General features: G+C 65.0%; 25 protein-coding genes. 14 read left to right on the top strand and 11 right to left on the bottom strand.

Annotated features, from left to right (window positions below):
* Window positions 1-114: 114 nt before the first annotated feature.
* The gene (locus DYZ14_RS16640; protein WP_232365566.1) at window positions 115-1,434 is read left to right on the top strand and encodes a GGDEF domain-containing protein; all 1,320 of its coding nucleotides are present in this window, start codon (window positions 115-117) and stop codon (window positions 1,432-1,434) included.
* Between the two features lie 117 nt (window positions 1,435-1,551).
* Here DYZ14_RS16640 and DYZ14_RS16635 read toward each other — a convergent pair whose 3' ends face one another.
* Complete coding sequence (locus DYZ14_RS16635) at window positions 1,552-1,764, bottom strand: hypothetical protein (protein WP_154721721.1); 213 nt, start codon at window positions 1,762-1,764, stop codon at window positions 1,552-1,554.
* 229 nt (window positions 1,765-1,993) lie between these two features.
* Between DYZ14_RS16635 and greA the strand changes: the two genes are divergently transcribed.
* From greA to DYZ14_RS16620, 3 genes are all read left to right on the top strand, one after another.
* Window positions 1,994-2,476 (top strand): transcription elongation factor GreA, encoded by a 483-nt coding sequence (gene greA / locus DYZ14_RS16630; RefSeq protein WP_154721720.1) that lies wholly within the window; start codon window positions 1,994-1,996, stop codon window positions 2,474-2,476.
* Between the two features lie 230 nt (window positions 2,477-2,706).
* Window positions 2,707-3,234 carry a hypothetical protein gene (locus tag DYZ14_RS16625; protein WP_154721719.1) on the top strand — a complete coding sequence of 176 codons (528 nt, stop codon included), beginning with the start codon at window positions 2,707-2,709 and terminating at the stop codon, window positions 3,232-3,234.
* Window positions 3,235-3,292: 58 nt separating this feature from the next.
* A complete protein-coding gene (locus tag DYZ14_RS16620) occupies window positions 3,293-3,766 on the top strand; it encodes a hypothetical protein (RefSeq protein WP_154721718.1) in 474 nt (157 codons plus the stop codon).
* A gap of 106 nt (window positions 3,767-3,872) precedes the next feature.
* Here DYZ14_RS16620 and DYZ14_RS16615 read toward each other — a convergent pair whose 3' ends face one another.
* A complete protein-coding gene (locus DYZ14_RS16615) occupies window positions 3,873-4,304 on the bottom strand; it encodes a type II toxin-antitoxin system VapC family toxin (RefSeq protein WP_154721717.1) in 432 nt (143 codons plus the stop codon).
* Window positions 4,301-4,549 (bottom strand): FitA-like ribbon-helix-helix domain-containing protein, encoded by a 249-nt coding sequence (locus tag DYZ14_RS16610; protein WP_154721716.1) that lies wholly within the window; start codon window positions 4,547-4,549, stop codon window positions 4,301-4,303. Before DYZ14_RS16610 ends, DYZ14_RS16615 begins: the two co-directional genes overlap by 4 nt.
* A gap of 396 nt (window positions 4,550-4,945) precedes the next feature.
* Here DYZ14_RS16610 and DYZ14_RS16605 point away from each other — a divergent pair, with 396 nt between their 5' ends.
* Both DYZ14_RS16605 and DYZ14_RS16600 read left to right on the top strand, forming a co-directional pair.
* Window positions 4,946-5,530 (top strand): DUF1214 domain-containing protein, encoded by a 585-nt coding sequence (locus DYZ14_RS16605; RefSeq protein WP_154721715.1) that lies wholly within the window; start codon window positions 4,946-4,948, stop codon window positions 5,528-5,530.
* Window positions 5,527-6,132 carry a DUF1254 domain-containing protein gene (locus tag DYZ14_RS16600; RefSeq protein ID WP_154721714.1) on the top strand — a complete coding sequence of 202 codons (606 nt, stop codon included), beginning with the start codon at window positions 5,527-5,529 and terminating at the stop codon, window positions 6,130-6,132. The genes DYZ14_RS16605 and DYZ14_RS16600 overlap by 4 nt, the downstream gene beginning before the upstream one ends.
* 118 nt (window positions 6,133-6,250) lie before the next feature.
* Here DYZ14_RS16600 and DYZ14_RS16595 read toward each other — a convergent pair whose 3' ends face one another.
* Window positions 6,251-6,448: a hypothetical protein gene (locus DYZ14_RS16595; protein WP_115672433.1), complete on the bottom strand. Its 198-nt coding sequence runs from the start codon at window positions 6,446-6,448 to the stop codon at window positions 6,251-6,253.
* Between the two features lie 335 nt (window positions 6,449-6,783).
* Between DYZ14_RS16595 and DYZ14_RS16590 the strand changes: the two genes are divergently transcribed.
* Window positions 6,784-7,974, top strand: a complete 1,191-nt coding sequence (locus tag DYZ14_RS16590; protein ID WP_195949992.1) for a DUF2336 domain-containing protein — start codon at window positions 6,784-6,786, stop codon at window positions 7,972-7,974.
* Window positions 7,975-8,157: 183 nt separating this feature from the next.
* The gene (locus tag DYZ14_RS16585; RefSeq protein ID WP_154721712.1) at window positions 8,158-8,868 is read left to right on the top strand and encodes a sulfate transporter family protein; all 711 of its coding nucleotides are present in this window, start codon (window positions 8,158-8,160) and stop codon (window positions 8,866-8,868) included.
* Window positions 8,869-8,875: 7 nt separating this feature from the next.
* On the opposite strand, the gene nth is transcribed toward DYZ14_RS16585, so the two are convergent.
* A complete protein-coding gene (gene nth, locus DYZ14_RS16580) occupies window positions 8,876-9,652 on the bottom strand; it encodes an endonuclease III (protein WP_154721711.1) in 777 nt (258 codons plus the stop codon).
* Between the two features lie 22 nt (window positions 9,653-9,674).
* Between nth and DYZ14_RS16575 the strand changes: the two genes are divergently transcribed.
* The 3 genes from DYZ14_RS16575 (at window position 9,675) to tal (ending at window position 12,507) form a co-directional block, all read left to right on the top strand.
* A complete protein-coding gene (locus DYZ14_RS16575) occupies window positions 9,675-10,172 on the top strand; it encodes a DUF2244 domain-containing protein (RefSeq protein WP_154721710.1) in 498 nt (165 codons plus the stop codon).
* A gap of 340 nt (window positions 10,173-10,512) precedes the next feature.
* Window positions 10,513-11,403 carry a methylated-DNA--[protein]-cysteine S-methyltransferase gene (locus DYZ14_RS16570; RefSeq protein WP_154721709.1) on the top strand — a complete coding sequence of 297 codons (891 nt, stop codon included), beginning with the start codon at window positions 10,513-10,515 and terminating at the stop codon, window positions 11,401-11,403.
* Window positions 11,404-11,550: 147 nt separating this feature from the next.
* Complete coding sequence (gene tal / locus DYZ14_RS16565) at window positions 11,551-12,507, top strand: transaldolase (RefSeq protein ID WP_154721708.1); 957 nt, start codon at window positions 11,551-11,553, stop codon at window positions 12,505-12,507.
* 423 nt (window positions 12,508-12,930) lie between these two features.
* On the opposite strand, the gene DYZ14_RS16560 is transcribed toward tal, so the two are convergent.
* From DYZ14_RS16560 to DYZ14_RS16535, 6 genes are all read right to left on the bottom strand, one after another.
* Window positions 12,931-13,602: an SH3 domain-containing protein gene (locus tag DYZ14_RS16560; protein WP_154721707.1), complete on the bottom strand. Its 672-nt coding sequence runs from the start codon at window positions 13,600-13,602 to the stop codon at window positions 12,931-12,933.
* A gap of 134 nt (window positions 13,603-13,736) precedes the next feature.
* A complete protein-coding gene (locus DYZ14_RS16555; protein WP_154721706.1) occupies window positions 13,737-14,078 on the bottom strand; it encodes a DUF1491 family protein in 342 nt (113 codons plus the stop codon).
* Window positions 14,079-14,191: 113 nt separating this feature from the next.
* Window positions 14,192-15,262, bottom strand: a complete 1,071-nt coding sequence (locus tag DYZ14_RS16550; RefSeq protein WP_154721705.1) for a glycoside hydrolase family 25 protein — start codon at window positions 15,260-15,262, stop codon at window positions 14,192-14,194.
* 229 nt (window positions 15,263-15,491) lie between these two features.
* Complete coding sequence (locus tag DYZ14_RS16545) at window positions 15,492-16,964, bottom strand: methyl-accepting chemotaxis protein (RefSeq protein WP_154721704.1); 1,473 nt, start codon at window positions 16,962-16,964, stop codon at window positions 15,492-15,494.
* A 108-nt stretch (window positions 16,965-17,072) separates the two neighbouring features.
* Window positions 17,073-18,053: a peptidoglycan-binding domain-containing protein gene (locus tag DYZ14_RS16540; RefSeq protein ID WP_154721703.1), complete on the bottom strand. Its 981-nt coding sequence runs from the start codon at window positions 18,051-18,053 to the stop codon at window positions 17,073-17,075.
* Window positions 18,025-19,554, bottom strand: coding sequence for a sensor histidine kinase (locus DYZ14_RS16535; RefSeq protein WP_154721702.1), 1,530 nt, complete (start codon window positions 19,552-19,554; stop codon window positions 18,025-18,027). The genes DYZ14_RS16540 and DYZ14_RS16535 overlap by 29 nt, the downstream gene beginning before the upstream one ends.
* Before the next feature lie 494 nt (window positions 19,555-20,048).
* Between DYZ14_RS16535 and DYZ14_RS16530 the strand changes: the two genes are divergently transcribed.
* The 3 genes from DYZ14_RS16530 to DYZ14_RS16520 all read left to right on the top strand — a co-directional run bounded on the left by DYZ14_RS16530 (window position 20,049) and on the right by DYZ14_RS16520 (window position 22,705).
* Window positions 20,049-20,501, top strand: a complete 453-nt coding sequence (locus tag DYZ14_RS16530; protein WP_154721701.1) for a DUF5330 domain-containing protein — start codon at window positions 20,049-20,051, stop codon at window positions 20,499-20,501.
* Between the two features lie 314 nt (window positions 20,502-20,815).
* A complete protein-coding gene (locus DYZ14_RS16525) occupies window positions 20,816-21,232 on the top strand; it encodes a SufE family protein (RefSeq protein WP_154721700.1) in 417 nt (138 codons plus the stop codon).
* Between the two features lie 279 nt (window positions 21,233-21,511).
* A complete protein-coding gene (locus tag DYZ14_RS16520; RefSeq protein WP_154721699.1) occupies window positions 21,512-22,705 on the top strand; it encodes an HlyD family secretion protein in 1,194 nt (397 codons plus the stop codon).
* The last annotated feature ends 2 nt before the right edge of the window (window positions 22,706-22,707 follow it).

Here is a 22,707-nt window from a genome sequence, read left to right as displayed (position 1 = left end):
CGGCCGGCGGCCAGATTTCGCACCCGTTTGCTTACCCGCGGTTAACCGCGCCGGCCGGTCGTCGTGGGCAAGGGCCGGGAACCCACCTATTTTAGCGGGGAATCAACTGACGGCATGATCCATACCGCCGCGCCAACCCCGGTTCCCATTGCCCGCTCGATGACCACAGCACGACGCATCCATCCCTGGCTCGGCCTTGCCGCGCTGCCGCGCCTGAGCGCCTCGCAGGCCGACGCCTATCAGCGCTCGCGCACGGCGGAGCGGCGGCGCACGCTGTCGGGCCTGACCGTGACGCTGGCCTTCCTCTACCTGCTCTATGCGGCGGTCGACGTGCTGATCCTCGGGGATGTGGTGCTGCTGTCGCTTGGCCTGCGCTTCGGCCTTATCCTGCCGCTGGCGCTTGTGCTGTTCTGGTACCAGGCGGCGCCGGCCCGGCCGATCCGGGCCAAGGAGATCGCCACGCTTTCGGTCGTGATTGCCGGCAACCTGGTCTGGTGCATCATTCTTGCCGCCAGCGAAAATGTGGCTGTGCTCGACTATTACTACGCGGCCGTGGTGTTCCAGATGGTGGTGACGATCGCCCTTCGGCCGGGCTTCGACCTGGCCTTTCAGGCGAGCCTCGTCGTGGCGGCGATCAATTACGGCTTCATCGGGTTTATCGAAGGCGTGACGCCCGGCTATGTCGCCTATCACCTGGCGATCTACGTGCCCTGCTTCGTGCTGACGCTGATCGGCGCGCACCAGCTGGAAAGCGAGCGGCAGCGGGCCTTCCTGCAATTGCATGAGAACGAGACGCTGAAGCGGGAACTGTCGAAGCAGAACGACGCGCTGCTGCGTCTATCGTCGACCGATCCGCTGACGCAATTGCCCAACCGGCGCGGCACCGAGGCCGAGATCGCCAGGCTGCGGCGGGTGATGCAGCCGCACGATCTGGAGAACAGCGCCCTCCTCGTCATCGACATCGACCATTTCAAGGCCTTCAACGACGCCTATGGCCACGGCGCAGGCGACGAATGCCTGAGACAGGTGGCGGAGGCCATGCGTCGGGATCTGCCCGGCGACGTCCATCTGGCCCGCCTGGGCGGCGAGGAATTCCTCGCGGTCATGCCGGTCGCCGAAACGGCCCACGCCGTCCTGCTGGCCGAACTGCTGCGCGGCGCGGTCTCGGCGCTGGCCATTGCCCACGACCATACCGGCGACGACAACCGCATTGTCACCGTCAGCATCGGCGCCGCCTGCGGCTCGATCGCCACCGAGCCAAGCCTGGCACGCCTGTTCGAGGCGGCCGACGCGGCGCTCTATGCCGCCAAGGCCGAGGGTCGCAACGCCTGGCGGGTCGCCGATCCGTTGGCTAATCCCCTGGCCAATCCCCTGGCCGGCACGGCGGCAGGCGAGCGGAACCTCGACCGGCCGACGACCAACGCCGCGGCCTGAGGGCGGACACGCGTCAAGGCACACGCCGCCAGGCAGCCGTCACGACCCAAAGGCGTCGAGCGTCGTTGAACGACAAGCGGAAAGCCCGAACCCAAAGTCGTCCGGCGGTTTCCGCTGCTATTGCGTGGCGACCGGCGCATCGGCCGGCAGGCGCGACTGCTTGAGCAGCACGACATCCTTTTCAGCCGCCTCCTCGTCGATCACGACGCTTGCGGTCGTCATCGACCGGTCGACATCCTCGGCGGCCGAGGTCTTGTAAGCGCTGCAATCGGCAAAGGCGAGACCGGCCGGCAGCAACAGAAATGCGGCACTTGCGGCAAGAGTCTTCATGGCTCATTCCTCCTTGTGACTTCGCAGGCGCAAGGATAGCGCGCTTTTGAGGATGTTCTAAATCACGATTTCGAGGGTGGGCGGCGGGGCCGGCGATCTCCTGGCCGTCGCCGGGGGCGATGGATCAAACCGGCCTGTTCGTCTATTGTCCCCCTTTCAGTCCGGCCCCCGCGCGTTCGCGCCCGCGATTGCGCCGGCCGCCCCTGCCTATTCAAAGAGGAAGTCCAGAGTGAGCGTTGCCTTCGTCAAGGAAGAGAGTGCCGAAGCGGCGGCGGAAACGCTTTTGCCCGACCGCCCCATCTCGCCGCATCCCAACCTCGTCACCGAGAAGGGCCTGAAGGCGCTGGAGCAGCAGCTGTCGGAGGCCCGCGCGGCCTACGAGGCGACGACGGCGATCGAGGACGTCAACGAACGCCGGCGCCAGGCGGCCGGCCCCTTGCGCGACCTGCGCTATTTTTCCGAACGGGTCCACTCGGCAAAGCTCATGCCCCCGCCGGAGACCGCAACCCACGTCGCCTTCGGCAGCACCGTCACCTTTTCGCGCGACGACGGCAGGGTCCAGACCTACCGTATCGTCGGCGAGGACGAGGCCGACCCCAAGGCGGGCTCGATCTCATATATCTCGCCGGTGGCAAGGCTTCTGATCGGCAAGGCGGTGGGCGATGTGGTGACGATGGGCGAGCAGGAGTTGGAGATTGTCGCGGTGGAGTGACGGGGGACAAGCGCGAGCGGCAATGGTGCAAATTCTCTCTTATGCACGTTGAACATTACACTTCCGAAATACTCACGCCCTCGAATGATATCGATTTTCTGTTTGATGTTGCCTTTGAAGAAGTGATTCACTGCTGTTAGAGCCTAATCCAATGATGGGAGCGTTATATTATGATCAGTCTATATCGGCTGATAGCCTCGGCTCTTGTGGTAGCCTGCGCAGGACTAGGTATGGACAAGGCAGCAGCTGAGAACGCCGAGCGTGAGAAATGCACATGCGATACCCAGCTGCAAAGTGAACCGAACAATGGGGCTTGGGTGAAGAACGCCACGGCTTGTTGGTCAACCGAGGATCGGGGGCGTCAATGGTGCGACATCACGGTGCAAAGTCTAGAGGGTCCAATTTCTAGCAATACAGTCGTTGGCGCCTTGTTTCGCGACCCAACCGACTCTGCAGCTTTGGTTGACATCTTCCACGATCAATTTCAGCAATTTGCTGCGTCATCTCTGTCCAGCAACTCTCTACTCGCCATCGACATGCAACGCGCTACCAAAGAGGTTCCGGCGCTATTGAAGGAGAATGAAAGTAGGATTTCCTCATGCGTGACCGCATTTCGAGACGCGACTTTCGGCAAGGCCGGCATTCGTGACGAAAGTGACGGTTTCCGTTGCAGTGTCGGTGAAACTAGCGGATGGTTGCGCATCGAATTTCGTATCGGCGATTTGTGGATCGCTTACATGTTGGCGCCGAATGCCTAATCGGGAGAGATATGGTTCTCGTGGTTTGAGCTGGCCTTCAGCCCTCGTAGGATTCGTGATGGGGGGATTTTTCGGGGGGTTCTTCGGGTACTTCGGCGACGCCATCGCTTCTTGGGGATGGGAAAGGTTATGGTCGCCGACACCTTCGATAAAGATCGATTTTCAAGCGCAACAAAGTTGTCCCAACGGCAAGCTCACAGACATCCGGCGGCTTTTTGATGATGATCGCATTCCCCTCACCAACGGCGCTGATCAACTCATAATTTGCGATTCAGAAGCACTGATTACGATGCGCTCGCAGGTGCCATACGACCTTGCGTCAAAGTATCCCGGTTGCCTCATTTGGAGGGGCGGGAAACTGATCATGATGCGCAAGAGCGATGCAGTTTGTGCGCTTCCTGAGCGATCTGGATTCGTCTGCGATGGTCCAAATGCCAGAGTGTTTCCTGGTGCCGGGTTAACGGGGATCGGCGAACCTGTTACGGCCTGTCCATTGGAACGCTTGCAAAGGTTCGGCTTCGCTTCCTTTTAGGGCGGCGCATCTGCCAAGTTCACTCAAGCCCGCTTCGAAGTGAGTGCCCCATCAACAAAAGCTCGTTCCCGCCACGCCGGCCCTTCCGCCTCCCGGCGGGAGCGCTTCAACTGATCCCGCGAAAATCCCAGGGATTGACGATCAGCGCGCCGGTGTCGGCGAAATCGGCGATGTTTCGGGTGGCGATCGAGGCGCCGCGCGAGACGGCAATGGCGGCGATCTGCGCATCGAACTGGCTGATCGGCCGACCGATGGCCCGGCGATGGGCGGCAATCACCGCATAGCTTTGGGCCGCGTCGCGGTCGAAGGCAAGAACCCGGCCGGCGAGATCCTCGGCGAAGATCGGCCTCACCGCCGCCTCGAGCGCCTGACGCCTGTGACCGCCCGGAAGAAGCGCCAATCCGTAGAGAATTTCAGCCTCGGTCACGGTCGTGGTGAAAACGGCGGCAGCGGGCTGCGCGGCGAGCCAGGCGACAACCGCCGGGGCAGGTGTTGGCGCCAGAAGCTCGGACAGAACATTGGTGTCGAGGACGATCATTCGGGAAAGACCGGCGCATCGCGGATCAGCTCGCGCGGGGCGATTTCGAGTTCGACGCCGCCGAGCGCGGTAACCCTTTGCCGGATCGCCTCGGCCAGATTGGCGGGCCGCCGGCTTTCGGCCGACAGCGTCGAGCGCAGGATGTCGCGCGCCTCGTCTTCCATGGACCGGCCATGGGTCGCGGCGCGCAGCCGCAGCCGCTGCTTCAGGCCGTCATCAAGATTGCGAATGGTGATGCTCGCCATATTCGGCCTCCTGTCATCAATGATTGCATCATAAGCATTGATGACAGGCCGATCAAGGCGCGCCTCCGCCTCCCCCGGCCACTACCGCCACCGTCGCTCCGCCCGGCCCCTCATCCGCCTGCCGGCACCTTCTCCCCGTCCCGACGGGGAGAAGGGACATGCGGCGACGCGGTGGCCGTCCCCTCTTTTCCAAGTCTCAGCCGTTCGACGCCGCTATCTGTCGGCCGGAACCATCTCCCTCCGCCGCCCCCGGCCCTTCGCTTGCGCTCAGGGCGTTCGTCATTCGAAACGATTCACTGGATCGTTTCGTCGGCTGCGCCGACCATTCCTCACCCTTCACCTTCCCCGGAATCAATGCTACCCGTTCGACCAGCATTTCATGGTTCAAGGCATCACGTGTTTCGGGTTCCTCTCCTCATCGCCGTCGCGCTTGTCATCGCCTTTGGCGGCGGGATCCTGACGACGCTTTCGGCGCTCAATGCCTCGGCGGGCTTCGGCGCCATTCGGCTGGGCGTGTGGAGCGCCTTTCCCGACGTGCAGACGGCGGATGCCGATCCTTATGCGAAATCGCACCGGGCCAAGGCCGGCCGGCTGCTCTATGGCTCGGCCGAGGGGCTGTCATTCACCGCCTCGAGCGACGAGGACGGCAATCTGTTGACCGGCACCTGCAGCTACCGGATCGTCGGGCGCACGCCGGCGGCAAGGCTTTGGACGCTCTATGCCGCCGATCCGGACGGACGGCCGCTCGTGCCCCGCGCCGACCTGCCCTCGGCGCACAATTCGCAGGGCATCCTGCGCCATCGCGACGGCTCGTTCGAGATCAGCGTTTCTGCGACGGCGCGGCCGATGAACTGGCTGGCGCTGCCCGATACCGGGGCGTTTTCGCTGGTGCTGACGCTGCTCGACACGCCGGCGGCGGGCAGTTCCGGGCTGATCGGGCTGGAAATGCCGAAGGTCGAGAGCCTGGGGTGCGGCCAATGAACAGGCTGACCTATGCGGCGCTGACCGGCCTGATCGGCGCGGCCCTCCTGCACATCATCATCATTCTGGCGCTTCCCAATTTCACCGGCAAGGACGCCTATACCCGGATCAAGGCGGCCGGGCCGTCGCATCGGTTCATCGTGCTGCCGGACAGCGTCGACACCAGGGCCGACAAGTCGACCGACAAGACGGCCAACGGACGGGCCGAGGGTTCCGATCAAATGGCACTGTCCAATGTCGATCCCTTCCTCAAGGGAGCGGTCTGCCATTTCGACATCGCCCGCGCGCCGCTCAGGCTCTACGCGCCCGCCGGCCCGAGTTTCTGGTCGATGGCGGTCTATGACGCCAGTTCCAATGAAGTGTTCTCGATGAACGACCGCACCTCGGTCGGCGGCGATCTCGATGCGGTTGTAGCGACCCCGGCGCAAGTGGCGCAGATCCGCAAGGCCCCCGGCGCAACGCTGACCCAGTCGATCCTGGTCGAATATCGCGGCACTACGGGTTATGTCGTGCTGCGCACCATGGTGCCGGCGCCGAGCTTTTCGCCCCAGGCCCGCGCCTTCCTCGACGAGGCGCTGTGCGCGCCGCTGACCGAGGACTGACAGCCTTGGCTCCCGCCCGATGAGGTGGGCGGTGTCATGGGCATGGGTCATGGGCCGGGGTCATGGGCCCGTGGCTTCGCTCCGGGCGTCGTGGGCCGCAGGCATGGACCGGCCCGGCTCAACGGCCGAGGCTGTCCTGGCCCTTGCCACCCTTCGGGCGCGGCAGCGCCGGCAGGCGGGCATCCGCCTTGGCCTGCGTCTCGCGCCGCTCATAACGTATGCCGGTAAACAGCAGCACGTCAGCCTTGCCGCCATCGCTGCGCGTCGCGCGGCCGGACAGCGACAGCCGATCCTTGATCTTGATAATTTCCGCCATGCTCGTCTCCTTCAACAGAAATCGAGACGGATGAAGTTTTGACCGATCTCACCCTGCCCTTCCTTGGAAGGACCAGCGCAATCCCCGGCTGCCGGACCGCGCAAAGACACTGCGGCCGGCGCTGGCCGAAGCCATTCTGCGCCTTTCTCCTGCGCGATCAAGAGGGTGTCTGGCAGCCCTCTTAGGCCACGCAATTTGCGGTACATGCGCGGCCTGGCGAATCATTTCTACGCCACCACGCTGACTGTCGATTGAGCCAGAGCTTAGTTAACAGGTTGCTAACAAATTCACTCTAATGTGTGCCAATCGGGTATTGCGTAGGTGTGGGTCTTGTCGTGATCGATCAGTTTCGAGAGCTGGAAAAGCCGGTAAGCGTGAGGAAAAGGGACGTTGTGCTGATGGCGACGGTCACGAGTTTCGAGGCGTTGCAATTTCCGACCCGGAACGAACTCAGGCAATTCGCCGAGCTTTTTTCGCCGCTGTTCCACGCCTCGACCGAAGAAGCCCGCCGCCAGGCGGTCTCCGCCCTGTCGCAGTGCCCCAACGTGCCGAGCGCGGTCGCGCTGTTCATCGCCTCGCAACCGATCTCGATCGCCGCGCCCTTCCTCGTCTCCTCGCCCTGCCTGTCCGACGACCTCCTGATCATGATCGCCCGCACGCAAGGGACCGCCCATGCCCGCGCCATCGTCCGGCGCGAACAGCTTTCGCCGACCGTGATCGACGCACTCGTCGGCCTGCGCCACAGCGAACCACCGAGGGACGCGGCGCGCGCCGGGACGTCCGAGGCTGCCGCCGACGCCGGTGCGGCCACACAGCCCCCGGCCCGATCCGCACATGCCCCTGCCGGGCCAGCTCCTGCCAAACGCTCTTCGGCCCGGTCGGCCAAGGGCGCAGAGCCGCCTAAGGCCGGCGCACCGGTCTCTTCATCGCAACCGCAGCCGGCAGCCGCCGCAAGCGTGGCCATTGACAGCACCGCCGCGCGCGAGGAAGAACTGCGCGACCAGATCCGCAGGCTCGCCGCCCATGTCAGCCGCCCGGCCTCGGACCGACTCGGCCTTCGCACCATCACGCCGATGCAGTCGGCGCTGCTCGTGCGCTTTGCCCGCAACCGCGAGGGCGGCGCCTTTGCCACCACGCTCGCCGATGTCCTTTCGTCCAGCCGCTGGCTCTCCGAGCGCATCCTCCTCGACATTTCCGGCCGGCAGCTGGCGACCACGCTTCTCGGCGTCGGCATGGAGGCCGAGGAGGCCGTGTTCGTGCTGGAAAAGCTCTATCCGCATCTCGCCAAGCCGGCGACCGGCACCACCCGCGCCGAGCAATTGTGGAACGGCCTCATTGCCGTCGAATGCGAGGAACGGATCGAGACCTGGCGGCGCGCCGACAGCTATACGTTCCGCCCGCAGGAGCAGGAGCAGGAGCCGGCAGCGGCCCAGCCGGCCAATGCCCCTGCCACCCGCGCCCAACCGGCCATCCTTCCCACCGGCGACACCCGCAGCCGCCCGGCGCTGCGCCAGCGGACGCGCTGATGCTTCATGTTCTCCCCCCAACCGGAGAGAACATGCGAGATCGAGGGCTCGGGCGGCAGCAAGGGGAGATGCGGGTGGGTCTGCCAGCGCGCACCTGAACCGGACCACCTTCGGCCGGACGGCAGAGCTTGTCTGCGGGGCTTAGGCGACCTACATCCGCCTCGACAGTGATGGAGAGCCGGAATGATCCTTGACGCGGCAGGCCTTGCCCTGCGCAATCTCTTTGCCCCCGAGACACGCTCGGTCTTCTGGAAGGTGATCGGGCTGACGCTTCTGGTGCTGGCGGGGCTGTGGTTCGCGCTTCGCGAGACCTTCGTCGCCTATGCCATGCCCTGGGTCGACGCCCTCATTCCCGGAACGCCGGAATGGGCGGGATGGCTCACCTTCATCTTCGGCATTTTCGCCAGCATCGGCCTGGCGCTGGCGCTGGCGCTGCTCTTGTCCTCGGTGACGGCGATCATCGCCGGCCTGTTCCTCGACGACGTGGCCGAGGTGATCGAGAAGCGCGATTATCCGGGCGATCGACCGGGCACGGCCATGCCGATCGGCACGGCCATGCTCTCATCGCTGAAATTCTTCGGCATCGTGCTCGTCGGCAATTTCATCGCCCTGTTGCTGCTGCTGGTGCCCGGCGTCAACATCGTCGCCTTCTTCCTCGTCAACGGCTACCTGCTCGGCCGGGAATTCTTCGAATTCGCCGCCATGCGCTTCCGTTCGCCCGACGAGGCGCGGCTGTTCCGCTCGCGTCATTCCGGCACGGTGTTCGCTGCCGGTCTGGTGATCGCCGCCTTCCTGGCGATCCCATTCGTCAACCTCTTGACCCCGCTCTTTGCCGCCGGGTTGATGGTGCATCTGCACAAGATGCTTTCGGCGCGCACCCCGCTCGCCGTCTAGCAGCGGTCTAGGGTGTCGGGCCGAAAAGCTGCGGCGGCAGCTCCACCAACGGGGCCGGCACGTCGCAGGTCTTTTCCGGCGACTTGCAGATGTCGGCGATGACGCAGCGTTCGCATTCGGGCTTGCGCGCCTTGCAGCAATAGCGACCGTGCAGGATCAGCCAGTGATGGGCGTGGAACAGGTACTGCTTCGGGATGATCCGCATCAGCTTGTCCTCGATCTCGTCCGGCGTCTTGCCGGGGGCAAGCCTGATGCGGTTGGCGATGCGGAAGATATGGGTGTCCACCGCGATCGTCGGGATGCCGAAGGCCATGGACAGGACGACATTGGCGGTCTTGCGGCCGACGCCGGGCAGCGTCACCAGTTCCTCGCGGGTCTTCGGCACCTCGCCGCCATAGACGTCGACCAGGCGCTGCGAGAGCGCGATGACGTTCTTCGCCTTGTTGCGGTAAAGCCCGATCGTCTTGATGTAGTCGCGGACCTTTTCCTCGCCGAGATCGAGCATTTTCTGCGGTGTGTCGGCGACCTTGAACAGGGCGCGCGTCGCCTTGTTGACGCCGGCATCGGTCGCCTGGGCCGACAGCGCCACGGCAACGACGAGGGTGAACGGATTGACGTGTTCCAGTTCGCCCTTCGGCTCCGGCCGCTGGACCGAAAAGCGGCGAAAAATCTCCTCGAGCTCCGCCTTTGAATAGGCCGATCGCACTGCCGGCTTGCGCTTTGCGGCCGCGGGAATTGACTTTTTCAAGGTTTGGGTGCTGGATTTCTTCGATGGACTCGTCATGGACACTCTATAGTCGGCCCCAATGACCAAAGGCAATCTGAACCCCGCCGCGGAGCAGCCGATATTCGCTGCCGAACTCGTGCCCTACCGCTCGCTCGGCCGAAAGGGCTTCCGCATCCTCCTGATGATCACCGGCACGGTTTGCGCGGTCCATGCGGCGTTCTTCATGTCGACCGGGGCCTGGCCGATCGGCCTGTTCTTCGGCCTCGATTTCCTGCTGCTCTACGGCGCCTTCTGGCTGAACTACCGATCCGGCCGCGCCCGCGAGGAGGTCTATGTCTCGCGCACCGACCTTGAGATCCGCAAGTTCACCCCCTCGGGGCGGATGACCGAATACTGGTACAACCCGTTCTGGGCGCGCTTCTTCGTCAAGCGCCATGACGAGATCGGCATCGTCTCGATGCAGGTGACTGGGCAGGGGAAACGCACCGAGATCGGCTCTTTCCTCAATCCCGACGACCGGGAGAGTTTTGCCAGGGCGTTCAAGGGCGCGCTTGCAACGGCCAAGCAGCGGATCTGAGCGCTTCGTGGGCGGATACCCCCTCTGCCCTGCCGGGCATCTCCCCCACAAGGGGGGAGATCCGCTTGGCGCGCCCGCCTGCCCTATCTCCAGCCTCGACAGCAGACGAAAAATGTTGCGTCCGGGACGACTGTGGTAAGGCTCCACATAAGGGGCATCGGTCTTGTTGAGGATTGGGCCGAGCGGCATCCGTGCTGTGTTCTCCCCCCTTGTGGGGAGATGCCCGGCAGGGCAGAGGGGGATGGTTTGCGCCGACGGATGACTTCGATCGCCCCGCAAGAAACGGGTGGCGTACCGGCCTTTCGCGTGGTGAAGTCGGGGCACAGATGAGGACCAAGCCATGACCCTTGCCCAGAAGATCGACCTTTCCGTAACCACCGACATCACGCCCGAAGGCTCCGACTACGAGACGGTGCGCCGGGTGATCGAGATGCTGACGCTCGACTACCAGCAGCAGCCGTCGCTGGAGACGATGGCGGCGCGGCTGGGCATCTCGCCGAGCCAATTGCAGAAGACCTTCACCCGCTGGGCCGGGCTTTCACCGAAGGGTTTTCTGCAGGCCGTGACGCTCGACCATGCCAAGCGGCTGCTCGGCCAGGAAGGCATGCCGCTGCTTGAGACATCGATCGAGCTCGGCCTGTCGGGACCGGGCCGGCTGCACGATCTGTTCGTCACGCATGAGGCCATGTCGCCGGGCGAATGGAAGGCGAAGGGCGCCGGGCTGACCATCCGCTACGGCTTTCATCCCTCCCCCTTCGGGCTGGCGCTGGTGATGGTGACCGAGCGCGGGCTGGCGGGACTGGCCTTTGCCGATCCCGGCGGAGAGGCCGCCTGCTTCGACGATATGGCCGAGCGTTGGCCGCAGGCCAACTATGTCGCCGACCAGGCCGCGACGGCACCCTATGCGAGCCGCATCTTCGATCCGCAAAAGTGGTCGGGCGAGCAGCCGTTGCGCGTCGTGCTGATCGGTACGGATTTCCAGGTAAGGGTCTGGGAGAGCCTGCTGGAAATCCCGCTCGGCAAGGCCGTCACCTATTCCGACATCGCCGCCCGGATCGGCCAGCCGACGGCGAGCCGGGCGGTCGGTGCGGCGGTCGGGCGCAATCCGATCTCGTTCGTCGTTCCCTGCCACCGCGCACTCGGCAAGAGCGGGGCGCTGACAGGCTATCACTGGGGCCTGACGCGCAAGCGCGCCATGCTCGGCTGGGAGGCCGGAAAAATCTGCGGCTGACCGTCGATGCCGATGGACCTGTTAATCGATTAGGATCGTTTTCCCGCATTCTTGACTTTGCCATCTTCGGCTGGTGATAGTCGGCTCGAATTTTTCGGCCCTGGCAGTTCAGGATCAGGGCCGCTTTGAAGAACAGGGATGACGATCATGACTTCCAAACTCGAACAGCTTCGCGCCATGACCACCGTGGTCGCCGATACCGGCGACATCGAGGCCGTTGCCCGCCTGAAGCCGGTGGACTGCACGACCAATCCCTCGATCGTCCTGAAGGCGCTTGGCACCGAAGCTTTCGCCGATGCCTTCAAGGAAGCGATCACCTGGGGCAAGGCCAGGGGTGGCTCCAACGAAGCCGTGGTTGAGGCCATCGCCGATCGCCTGGCCGTGTCCGTCGGGGCGGCGCTTGCCGGCCTCGTGCCGGGCCGCGTCTCGACCGAGGTCGATGCCGACCTGTCCTTCGACACCAAGGCGTCGATCGAAAAGGCCCACCAGATCATCGCCGCTTACAAGGAGCGCGGCATCGAGCGCGACCGCATCCTGATCAAGCTCGCCTCGACCTGGGAAGGCATCCGCGCCGCGGAAGTGCTGCAGGGCGAAGGCATCGACTGCAACCTGACGCTGCTGTTCTCCAAGGCCCAGGCGATTGCCTGCGCCGACGCCAATGTCTTCCTGATCTCGCCCTTCGTCGGCCGCATCCTCGACTGGTACAAGAAGTCGACCGGCGAGAACTACACGTCCGAGACCGATCCGGGCGTTCTCTCGGTGCGCTCGATTTACAATTACTACAAGTCGAACGGCATCAAGACGATCGTCATGGGCGCCTCGTTCCGCAATGCCGGCGAGATCGAAGCGCTGGCCGGTTGCGACCGCCTGACGATCAGCCCGCAGCTGCTCGACGAACTCGACGCCGCGACCGGCGACCTGCCGCGTCTGCTCTCGCCGGAAAGCGTCAAGGCCGAGCCGCGGATCTCGCTCGATGAGAAGGGCTTCCGCTGGGCAATGAACGAGGATGCCATGGCGACCGAAAAGCTCGCCGAAGGCATTCGCGGCTTCGCCAAGGATCTCGGCACTCTTCGCGCCCAGATCGCCAAGGCGCTGGCGGCTTAAGGCGTCAGTATCTAGGGCCTGCCCCTCTCATCCGCCTGCCGGCACCTTCTCCCCGTGAACGGCAAGGTAATCGCATAGCGGATGCCTGTGGCGGCTCCGGCCTCCCTCTTCTCCCCAGCGGGGAGAAGTGCCGAGCGTATGCGAGGCGATGAGGGGGCAGCCCGGCACACCTTGTGCGCTCCGCGCCCCCTCATCCGGCCCTGCGGGCCACCTTCTCCCCGCTGGGGAGAAGAGGGAGCCTGCTTCGTGCGCTGCCCAAAATCCATGTGGAATTGCCCTGCCGTAAACGAGAGAAGGGACAAGCGGCACCGCCGTGGCCATTCCCTCTCCCCGCTTGCGGGTCCGAAGGACGGGTCGATTCACGCGGCTCGACCTTGGTCGGGTCAAGGTGAGGGGCAGCTTCTCCGCCGGGCGGGATCGTCCTCACCACCCCATCACGACATCATCGGGAATGTGGAATGTCTCCTCGCCATTGACGGTGACGACGGCGACGCCGCCCTGTTTGTGGGAGCGGACCTCTGCGCCGTCCTTGGCGGCAAAGCGGCCGGCGCGGTAGGTGAGCGAACGGGTATAGCCGTCGGCAAAGGTCAGGTCGATTTCGGCGAAGGGGCCGTTGCGGACGATGCCGAAGGCGCAAGGGGCGATGCGTGTGTCGCCCAGCCTCTGGCAGCGGATCGTGCCGGTGGCGTGATAGGCGGTTCCCGGAATGACGCGGTCCTCGTCGTCCTCAGGCTCTGCGCCGGCCGGCGGCACCCATTCGTCAGTGATGTAGCGGCCATTGACCCATCCGCTGATGCTTGGCCGGTCATAGGTGGAAATCCGGCACCAGAAGCCGCCGTCGCGCTCGCGGCAGCCGAGATTGCGCACCGGCTGGCCCTCCTGCAGCGCGCCGATCACCCGGAAGGCCGGGCCGGCGCCGGAGCGGATGTTGAGCATGTCGCCGGGGATCAGTCCGTAGACATGCCAGATCGCCGCGTCGTCGGACGGATTGCCGCCCAGGGTCGGGGCCGGGATCACCAGCGGTTCCTGCGCCGGCGCGACAGCTGGCCAGGAGAGCGTCGCCAGGGCGATCAGGACGGGCAGGATGCGATGCATGGGGACTCCTCTGTTCGCAGCGACGATAGTACAGCGTCCGACGCGTCGCCAGACTATCTCGGGCGAAGGTAAACGGGTGCTCCCTACCGGCTGGACGGCCTTGCTTTTCTCCAAGGAGACAATACCGGCGCCAGTCACCCAGCCGCCATGGGCAAGAGCGTACCGATGTCCTCCAGCTCGACCTCCAGCACCCAGAAATCGGGGTCGAAGCGGCGTTCGCGCTCAAGCAGGGTATCGACGGCGGCTGCCTCGCCGCGCTGCAGCCTCACCTCGAACATGCGGGAATCGCGGTCCTCGTCGATCACCAAGGCCTGGGGGGCCGGGCCGAACAGGGTTTCGCTGCCATCGCGAAAACGCTGGCGCACGAAGATGGCCCCGGCTTCCTCGACGCCCTTCTTCGCCACGGCGGCAAAGCCGCCCATGGAAAAGACGCGACGGACGAGGGCGGAAACGAAGAGATCGGAACGGACACGCATGGCCGCGTTCTACGGCAAAGGCTGAGGAATGGGAATGGGGCTCGGGCTCTCCGCGCGGATGCGGGCGCCGGGCTCCAGGACCTGCCGGCGCGCCAGGCTATCCCCTCCCCGCCTCAGGTCCGGCCGGCGTTCAGCCATTGATGCCAGTCGCCCTCGCTGCCGGAAAAGACGTTGAGGTCGATCTTTTCCTTGACGCCATGCGACAGGCCCGAGCCGGAATACTGCCAGAACAGCCATTTTCGGCCGGGATAGACCTTGGACGGGTGGGCGGCGACGGCGCGTAGCCAGAAGGGGTAGTCGAGGAAATGGCCGCGCAGGTTGTCCTTGTAGAAGTCGGGCGCGGTATAGATGACCGGGCGCTTGCCGTAGTGGCGCTCGAGCCGGTCCATGAAGACCTGCATTTTTTCGCGCGCCTTTTCCGCCGACAGCTTGAAGCGGCAGCTCGATTCGCCGTTGTATTCGACGTCGATGACCGGCGGCAAAGCGTCGGGATCGCGCGGTACGTTGCGGATGAACCAGTCGGCCTGTTCGCCGGCGGTGCGGCACCAGTAGAAGAAATGATAGGCGCCGCGGCGGATGCCCGCCTCCTTGGCACGACGCCAGTTGGTCTTGAACATCGGGTCGAGATGGTCGCCGCCGTCGGTCGCCTTGATATAGGCGAAGTTGGCACCCTGCGTGCGCAGCTTCGGCCAGTCGATGTCGCCCTGCCAACGCGACACGTCGACACCGTGGACGGCATATTTCTTCGGCGAGACCTTGCCGAAATTGATCGGCTTGGCGTCGCGGAACTGCTGGCTGTAGACCTTCGAGCGCGTGCGCTGGCCGTTTGCCGCGGGCGGCTCGGGCGTGATCATCGCGGCGATCGGCTTGTCCGATGGCACCGGCATGCCGACCGTCATCGCCGTCGTGGCGAAGGCCTGGGGCTGGGGCACATTGCCGGCCCAGGCGAGTTCATGGGTCTCGCCGGCGGCGGAGGCGGCCATCGGTGCCTCGGCGATCGCCGCAGGCGGGACTGCAGTAGCGCCGATATCGGCTGCCGGCACAAGGCGGGAGGTTTTCGCCAGCGCGCCGGTCGTCTCGCGCGAGGGTGCGGGCGAAAGGACGGCTTCCGGATCGGAACCGGATATGCAGCCCGACAGGGTCAGGCAGGCGAGGAAGATCGCAGGAACAACCGAAAAACGCATCACGAACCCATACGCACAACAAGGGGATGACCGGATCTCGCACCCTTGGAGATCACCCCGGGTGCGAATTGCTAACGGAAACTTACCGGAAAAGACTTAATTCAATCTTTACGGATTAGGATCTGCTGCACGACAGGGCGACTATCCGCCCTGCCCTGCCCCCACCGACCACGTGCTGGCCGGGCCCGGCTTGCCTGACCCGCCAACGCCACCTGCAGCCGCACGCCGGCTAGACGCGGATCGCCAGCCTGAGGCCGCCCCAGTGGCGGCCGGAGACGATGATCGGGGCGGAAATATCCTTCATCACGACGAAATTGCCGCCGCCCATGTCGCGCCGATAGGTCTGGACGAGGAAAGGCGCGGTCGAGCGGCCGGCGGACAGGCCGACGCGATCGGCGAAGATGCGGCGGTTGCGGCAGTTGGCGGTGTTCCATACCGGATCGCCGGGGCGCTGCGGAGCGGAGAACTTCCTGTTGTGGGTCGGCAGGTAGCCATTGGTGTCGACCGCGGCGCAGAAGCCGACGCGATCGGACAGGTTGAGCACCGGTTCGAGAATGGCGGGCAGGACCTGGTCGGTGAAGTCGGTGAAGGCCGCCATCATCTGCACCGGATCGGTGCCGGGGATCGGCCGGTAATTGCGGTCGAACAGCGCGCTCATGCCGATGCGGCCGCTATCGACGCCGCGCTGGAAGGTGGCGGAGATCTGGGCCGCGACATCGCAGGCGGCGTTGATCCACGGACTGTCGTGCGTCTCGATGCCGGCCGATGCGGTAAGCTGGATCAGCGTTTCCGACAGCGCGACGACGCGGTCGACGCGGGTCGCGGCATTCTGCAGGGCGGTGTCGGATTCCGACACCTCGGCGGCCATGACATTGAGCGTGCCGACGAATTCGGCGCATTGGCGGTCGACCGTGTCGGTGGTCCTGGCCATGACGCTCGAGCCGTCGAGGATGCGGGTGATGACCTGTTCCATCGTGCCGAAGGAATTGTTCATCGCCTGCGAGGTCTCGCGCACGGCGAGCGCGCTTTCGCTGGCGCCCTGGCCGGCCTCGGACAGGCGGGTGATCTTGCCGCGGATCTCGTTCAGCGTCTGCTGGATCGAGCCGGTGGCCTGCGAGGTCTGCAAGGACAGGGCGCGGATCTCGGCGGCGACCACGGCAAAGCCCTTGCCCGCCTCGCCGGCGCGGGCCGCCTCGATCGCGGCATTGAGCGCGAGAAGATTGGTCTGGCGGGCGATCGCGCCGATCTCCTCGGCGACCTTGTCGACATTGGCGAGAGAGACGGAGAAGGAGCCGATCTCGGTCGAGATCTCCTGGGAGGCTTCGACCATCAGGTCGATCTTGCCGACCGCGCCGGACAGCCGCGTGGAGGATTCGCCCAGCATGCGGCGGGCCTCGACGGCGGTCTCGTCGGTGGCGCGCAGCGAGGAAGCGACCGTCTTGTTGGTTTCGGCGATGGAGAGCGCGGTGCGCGTCACCTCGTCAAAGGTCGAGGCATGGCGCTTCGACATGGCGGCGACGTCCTGGATCGCGCCGGCGATATCGACCAGGTCGATGCCGAGCGTCGAGGCCTCGTCGGCGAGCTTGGTGACGATGCGGCGCAGCGTCTCGGCGTCGGCCGCCTCGTGTCGTTCGGCCGGCTCTTCGGCAGGCAGCGCCTCCGTGAATTCTTCTGGCAAGGCCAGACTGTTGCTTGCATTCATTGCAGATCCTCCCCCGGGAATGCGCGATTGTGACGCTTCACGGTTAAGGATTCGCAAATCTGAACATATGCGAATTAACGATGTCCCGGTGCGACGTCGCCGGATGCGTCAAAGAGCGCCGATGTCGCGGAGCTTCTTTAGCACGGTCTCGCTCGGCTCGCCGGTTTCCGGCAGGCGGTAGTGGCGCTCGAAGCGGCGGATGGCGTTGCGGGTCTGCTCGCCGGCCACGCCATCGACGCTGACATCGGTATAGGCGATGTTGGCAAGCCCCCGCTGGATTTCCATGATCAGCGCCGCATCGGCGGCGGTGCCGCGCAGCGAAACAGGAAGGGCCGCGGGGGTTGGGTCCCTTGAGACCGGCGCGGTTGTGACGACCTTGGAGGCATTGCGGATGGCGGCGGCGACCGGGTCGGCGGCGGAGGCGCTCAGGTCCTCCGGCGGGCGGCTTTTCGGCACGGCGGCGGTGACGCTGCGGTCGGCCTTCAGCGCAGCCAGCAGTTCCGGACCGACAAGGCCGTTCGCCTCGACGCCGATCGACTTCTGGAAGACGGTGATCGCGGCCTCGGTGCGCGGGCCGATCACGCCATCGGCAAGACCGTCATAGAGGCCGCGCCGGGCAAGTTCGTTTTGCACGGAGACGACCAGCGCGGCATTCTCGGCGGTGGCAACCGGGGCGGCGTCGGACGGCTGGACGGAGGTCGCGGCAGCGCTTTGCGGCGCAGCGGCAGGCTTGTCCCCGGGTGCGGCGGCCAGGTTGCCCTCGGCCGAGGCCTCAGTCGCGCGCTCGATCTTGAAGCTGGTGACTTCGGCCGGGTCCGGCTCGACCTGTGGATGGCGGGTAATGCCGGCCAGCGCATTGAAATCGCTCACGTCGCGGGTCGAGAAGATCGGCGACGGGTGATGGCCCGGCTGGTACCAGAGCGCATTGGCGGCGACGAAGCCGAAGGCGACGGCAAAGGCGGAAAAGCCGCCCACCGACCGCGGATAACGGCCGACGAGGCGCGCCACAGCGCCAACGCCTTCGAGCAGAAGGCCGGCCACCTTAAGGGCCGGCTTTCTCTCAGGCGATTTTCGCTTTCGCTTCGTCATAGGCAGTCTCTCTCTCACTTTCCATCGCGGCCGGCCAATCCGCAGGCTTGAGCCGCGGCGGGAATTCGACCGTGTTGTGTCCTTCGGCGGCGTCGATCAGCGCACCGGACCCATCGGCCGGCAGGCGGACGGTGACGACGGTGCCGACGCCCGGCAGGCTTTCCATCTGGAACGTGCCGCCATGCAGCGCGGTCAGGCCCTTGACCAGCGACAGACCGAGCCCCGAACCTTCATAGGCGCGGCTCAGGTCGGCATGGACCTGGGTGAAGGGCCGGCCGATCAGCGCCATCTTTTCCGGCGCGATGCCGATGCCCGTGTCGGAGACGACGATCTTCAGGTCGTCGCCCTCGCGGCTGGCATCGACGATGACGGCGCCGCCGCCTTGCGTGAACTTGATGGCATTGCCGACGAGATTGATCAAGACCTGTCTGACGGCGCGTCCATCGGCGACGACCTCGCCCAGCCCGCGGGCAACCCGGCTGGTGAGCCTCACACCCTTGTTTTCGGCCTGCAGCGACAGCATCTGCTCGCATTCGGTCACGGCATCGCCGATCATGAAGGGCTCGAGCACCAGTTCATAGCGGCCGGCCTCGATCTTCGACATGTCGAGCATGGCGTTGACGACCGACAGGAGATGGGCGCCAGACTGGCGGATCAGCTGCACATATTCGCGCTGGCGATCGTTCTCGAGCTTGCCGAAATACTCGCCGGCGAGGATGTCGGAGAAACCGAGGATCGCATTGAGCGGCGTCCTGAGTTCGTGGCTCACGGCGGCGAGGAAGCGCGACTTCGCCTCGTGCGCGGCCGCGGCCTCGTCTTCCTTTTCCAAGGCGACGGTGCGGATCGACATTTCGCCGGCGATGTCGAGCAGTTGGGCAAAGACGAAGGCCAGCTGGCCGTCCCGGCCGCGCGTGGCGGTCATGTCCATGCGCACGTTCATGAACTGTGCCTGGTCGAGGCCGATCACCGTGCGGTCGAGGCGCAGGTCGATGACGACGGCATCGGCGCCCTGGCGCAGGTCGTCGAGCGCCTGGATGAAGGCGATCCGGTCGGAGACATGCACCTGGTCGACGAAGGGCCGGCCGAAAGGATCACGCAGGAAGGACAGGAACATGTCGCGGTCGCGTCCGGCTGCCTCGCATACCTGCCCGGCCGTGTCGAGGCTGAGCATCAGCCCGGGGCAGACGTCGAAGGGCGACGGTGCCGCTTCCTCGCTGCCGCTTTCGGCGGCGGTGCCCGTCTCCGCGCGGCGCAGGGTGACGAGCGCCACGGCGCTGACCAGGAACAGCGAGACGACGACGGCAAAGCCGAGCGGCATGGCGACCGCCGGACCGTAGTGAAAGGAGAGTGCGACCGGCACGGTGGCGAGCATCAGGGCAAAGCCCGCGGCCAGGCGGCGCAGGGCCGCGATCTCGCGCGGATCGGCTTTCCTGCCATCCGCCTCAGAGGCGAGGCATTTGCCGGCCATGCGATCGAAAATCGCCTTCGCCCTGTCAGCCATGTTACGCAATACTTGCACGCCAAAAATCCGCGAAACTGTTCGTTTTCGAGGCCCCGACCTTAGGCCCGCCGCGCTTAAGGAAAAGATAAGGCAAGGCCCCCCGAAGGCCCCGGAACACCCCCTGAAGCCCCATAACGGGACACATGGGGGGAGCTTTCGAAAACGTGGTTAACGGGGCGTAAGCGTCGGATTTGTCAGTGTTTTCCTGATCGCGTTAAGATTTGTGTCCGGCCCGCCGGCCGAGAAGCGGTGGATTGCCGGGCGGTCGCCACAATTATGCTTAACGACGGTCGGTAAAGTTTGATGGAAATGCCGGATGAAGGGTCGCCAGACTTTCATTCGTTCAAATTTGAGACAAATCCGAGCGGGTTTTGCAAAGCGATCTTTGCACCGCGGCGATAGCTTGCCCTCACAAGTCCGGGAGACAACCCGGCACGACCCGACAATGACCGGAAAACGGTTTTGGGACGGGCAAAACGGGATTGGTGAAGACGATGTGGTTTCTGATCAAGGGAGCTTTCTGGTGCTCGATGACGCTGGTGGTGCTGTCGTTCTTCGGCAGCCAGCCGGCACAGGATGCCGCCGAGGGCCCCAGCCTTGAAATCGGCGATGCGATCGTGGCGGCGACCGACGCCTATCACTATCTCTCCGCCATCTGCACGGAAAAGCCGGACGTCTGCGAAAAGGGCGCCGAAACCTTCAAGCTTCTGGGCGAACGAGCCCGCGAAGGCGCGCTGGTCGCCTACCAGATCCTCGACAGCCAGTTTGCCGACGACGGCGAACAGGCGGTCGCCGAAGATGAGCCCGCCCGGCCGTCGCTGAGCGCGGAAGCCGCGCCCGCACAGGCCGAGGCCGTCACCGATATCGTCACCACGGGCACGGTCATCCCGGCGAGCCGCCCGCGGAAGGACAACCTGCCGAAACCCTATACCCCGCCCAAGTCGTAACCCGACCCCGGCACGGCCGCCACCGCCGAAAGGCACGCGGCGCCGCCTCCCGACAATTCCCCAGGGCCGATTGGCGGCCCCGGATCTCCGCTTGCAGCGGAGCATGCCTTGCCCATCCGGGCCATGCTCGGTTGCCTGTCTGCCTGTCTGTCTGCCTGTCCCACAGGAAACTTCGGCCCTTTGCCGAGCCGCGAGGAACCCCCTGTCCTCGCGGCTTTTTCTTTTTCCCCGCCTGCCGTCCGCCGCAAAGGTTCAAATGCCCGCCCGGATCGCCTATACCGGGTCGACCCATGCTTGAACCGGATGTGACACCCATGACGACGCTTGCGCAGATGACCGAGGATTTTGGCTTCCTGGACGACTGGGAGGACCGGATGCGCTACGTCATGGAGCTCGGCAAGGAACTGCCCGAGCTTCCCGAAGGCGAGCGGACGGCGGAAAACAAGGTCAAGGGTTGCGCCAGCCAGGTCTGGCTTTCGACCCATCCGCATGAGGGCCCGGACCCGGTCATCGACCTTGCCGGCGATTCGGACGCGCATATCGTGCGTGGCCTGGTGGCGATCGTGCTCGCCGCCTATTCCGGCAAGCGCGCCTCGGAAATCGTCGCCTTCGATGCCATCGAGCTGTTTTCCAGACTCGGGCTGATCGAGCACCTCTCGGCCCAGCGCGCCAACGGCCTGCGCTCGATGATCCAGCGCATCCGCGAGGAGGCGGCGCGGCATCTGGTGTGATGATTTGAAGGCCCGGGGATGATGCTCCGGCCGATGCGGAGATGGTCTTCCATTTGATCCATCCTGTTAAGCCGGTGTTAACCGCCGGTGGCAGTGCCCCCCTGCCGGCTCCCGTTGTCGTGGTATGTTTCCAGACGCCACAACGCAGGAGTCCATGATGGGCCGAAATCTCGACGGCTATGACTTCGCCGCCAAAGGCAATGGGAATGCAGCCTCCAACCCGCCCCTTCCCGTCGTCTGCGCGGCTTCGCCCACGCGGTACGGGGGGCCATTCCCAGCATGAGGTCGATCAAGATCATCGCGGGGCTGACCTTCGTCTTTCTCGCCCTGTTCGTCATCTTCCGGGAACAGACGGCGGGGGTGAGCGCGGATGCCTTCGTCAATGCACGGGTCACCACGATCCGGGCGCCGATCGCCGGCACGTTCCAGCTCGTGTCCCGCCCGCTCGGCGCGCGGATCAGCCGCGGGGATACGCTTGGCGCACTCTCCGATCCGCTGGTCGACACGATCCGGCTTTCCGATCTCCTCCAGGAAAGGGCCGAAACGCTCGCGGAGATCGACAGGCTGGACCGGACGGCAAATGCCATCCAGAGTGCGATCGAGGAGCTGCGCGCGCAGGCCGCGTCCCATCGCAAGGAAAGAACCGAGCAGTTGCGTGCCATGGTCGAGAGCGCCGAAGCCGGCCGTTCCACTGCTGAGGCGCGGCTGCGCTATGCCGAGCTCAGCCTGGAGCGTTCCAGGCGGCTGAGCAAACAGGGCATAAGGACGGGGGAATCGCTCGAGGAAGCGCAGTCATCGGCGGAAGTCGCGGCGCTCAACCTTAAAAACGCGGAGGAGACCAGCCGCGTCGCCCGGATCAACCTGGGTGCCGCCGAGCGCGGCATCCTTCTGGGCGACGGCTATAACGACACCCCCTCTTCCGGGCAGAGAATATCGGAGCTTCAGGCGCGCAAGGCCGAGATCGATGCCAATGCGGAGGCACAGTCGGTGATCTTCAATGCCCTGGAGGCGAGGATCCGCACGGAGCGGCTGCGCGTCAACCTGCTGACCTCCTCGGCCCTGCAAGCCAATGTGTCCGGCCTCGTCTGGGACTATCTGGCTGTTTCCGGCGAGACCGTCCAGCGGGGCCAGGACCTGCTGCGGCTGGTCGATTGCGATTCGGCGATCGTCACGCTTTCCGTAACCGAGCGGGTCTATAACGGCATCGAGCCGGGCAGCTCGGCCTCGTTCCGCATGAACGGCAGCGGCCGGCTGCTGCAAGGGACGGTCACCCGTGTCGCCGGCTCCGGGGCCTCCGCCGTCTACGACAACCTGGCGATTGCCCCCAGCGAGCGTCATCTCGGGCGTTTCGACGTCACCCTCGACGTGCCGGCGCTGCGCGAGGACGAAGAATTGCGCTGCCTCATCGGCCGTACCGGGCGGGTGTTTTTGGAAAACCGTCCGCTGGACTGGCTCCGGCGGCTCTGGAACTGACG

Origin of the sequence: Ciceribacter sp. T2.26MG-112.2 (genome assembly GCF_900492205.1) — a bacterium.
Taxonomy (GTDB): domain Bacteria; phylum Pseudomonadota; class Alphaproteobacteria; order Rhizobiales; family Rhizobiaceae; genus Allorhizobium; species Allorhizobium naphthalenivorans_A.
The sequence above is the reverse complement of the archived record's forward strand: the minus strand, read 5'-3'. Positions and strand labels throughout refer to the sequence as shown.

Bases quoted from the DNA above. Each gene is read 5' to 3' on its own strand.
- DYZ14_RS16640 (WP_232365566.1), top strand. From the start codon at position 115: ATGATCCATACCGCCGCGCCAACCCCGGTTCCCATTGCCCGCTCGATG.
- DYZ14_RS16635 (WP_154721721.1), bottom strand. From the start codon at position 1,764: ATGAAGACTCTTGCCGCAAGTGCCGCATTTCTGTTGCTGCCGGCCGGT.
- DYZ14_RS16625 (WP_154721719.1), top strand. From the start codon at position 2,707: ATGGACAAGGCAGCAGCTGAGAACGCCGAGCGTGAGAAATGCACATGC.
- DYZ14_RS16620 (WP_154721718.1), top strand. From the start codon at position 3,293: ATGGGGGGATTTTTCGGGGGGTTCTTCGGGTACTTCGGCGACGCCATC.
- DYZ14_RS16615 (WP_154721717.1), bottom strand. From the start codon at position 4,304: ATGATCGTCCTCGACACCAATGTTCTGTCCGAGCTTCTGGCGCCAACA.
- DYZ14_RS16610 (WP_154721716.1), bottom strand. From the start codon at position 4,549: ATGGCGAGCATCACCATTCGCAATCTTGATGACGGCCTGAAGCAGCGG.
- DYZ14_RS16600 (WP_154721714.1), top strand. From the start codon at position 5,527: ATGAACAGGCTGACCTATGCGGCGCTGACCGGCCTGATCGGCGCGGCC.
- DYZ14_RS16595 (WP_115672433.1), bottom strand. From the start codon at position 6,448: ATGGCGGAAATTATCAAGATCAAGGATCGGCTGTCGCTGTCCGGCCGC.
- DYZ14_RS16585 (WP_154721712.1), top strand. From the start codon at position 8,158: ATGATCCTTGACGCGGCAGGCCTTGCCCTGCGCAATCTCTTTGCCCCC.
- nth (WP_154721711.1), bottom strand. From the start codon at position 9,652: ATGACGAGTCCATCGAAGAAATCCAGCACCCAAACCTTGAAAAAGTCA.
- DYZ14_RS16575 (WP_154721710.1), top strand. From the start codon at position 9,675: ATGACCAAAGGCAATCTGAACCCCGCCGCGGAGCAGCCGATATTCGCT.
- DYZ14_RS16570 (WP_154721709.1), top strand. From the start codon at position 10,513: ATGACCCTTGCCCAGAAGATCGACCTTTCCGTAACCACCGACATCACG.
- tal (WP_154721708.1), top strand. From the start codon at position 11,551: ATGACTTCCAAACTCGAACAGCTTCGCGCCATGACCACCGTGGTCGCC.
- DYZ14_RS16560 (WP_154721707.1), bottom strand. From the start codon at position 13,602: ATGCATCGCATCCTGCCCGTCCTGATCGCCCTGGCGACGCTCTCCTGG.
- DYZ14_RS16555 (WP_154721706.1), bottom strand. From the start codon at position 14,078: ATGCGTGTCCGTTCCGATCTCTTCGTTTCCGCCCTCGTCCGTCGCGTC.
- DYZ14_RS16550 (WP_154721705.1), bottom strand. From the start codon at position 15,262: ATGCGTTTTTCGGTTGTTCCTGCGATCTTCCTCGCCTGCCTGACCCTG.
- DYZ14_RS16545 (WP_154721704.1), bottom strand. From the start codon at position 16,964: ATGAATGCAAGCAACAGTCTGGCCTTGCCAGAAGAATTCACGGAGGCG.
- DYZ14_RS16540 (WP_154721703.1), bottom strand. From the start codon at position 18,053: ATGACGAAGCGAAAGCGAAAATCGCCTGAGAGAAAGCCGGCCCTTAAG.
- DYZ14_RS16535 (WP_154721702.1), bottom strand. From the start codon at position 19,554: ATGGCTGACAGGGCGAAGGCGATTTTCGATCGCATGGCCGGCAAATGC.
- DYZ14_RS16530 (WP_154721701.1), top strand. From the start codon at position 20,049: ATGTGGTTTCTGATCAAGGGAGCTTTCTGGTGCTCGATGACGCTGGTG.
- DYZ14_RS16525 (WP_154721700.1), top strand. From the start codon at position 20,816: ATGACGACGCTTGCGCAGATGACCGAGGATTTTGGCTTCCTGGACGAC.
- DYZ14_RS16520 (WP_154721699.1), top strand. From the start codon at position 21,512: ATGAGGTCGATCAAGATCATCGCGGGGCTGACCTTCGTCTTTCTCGCC.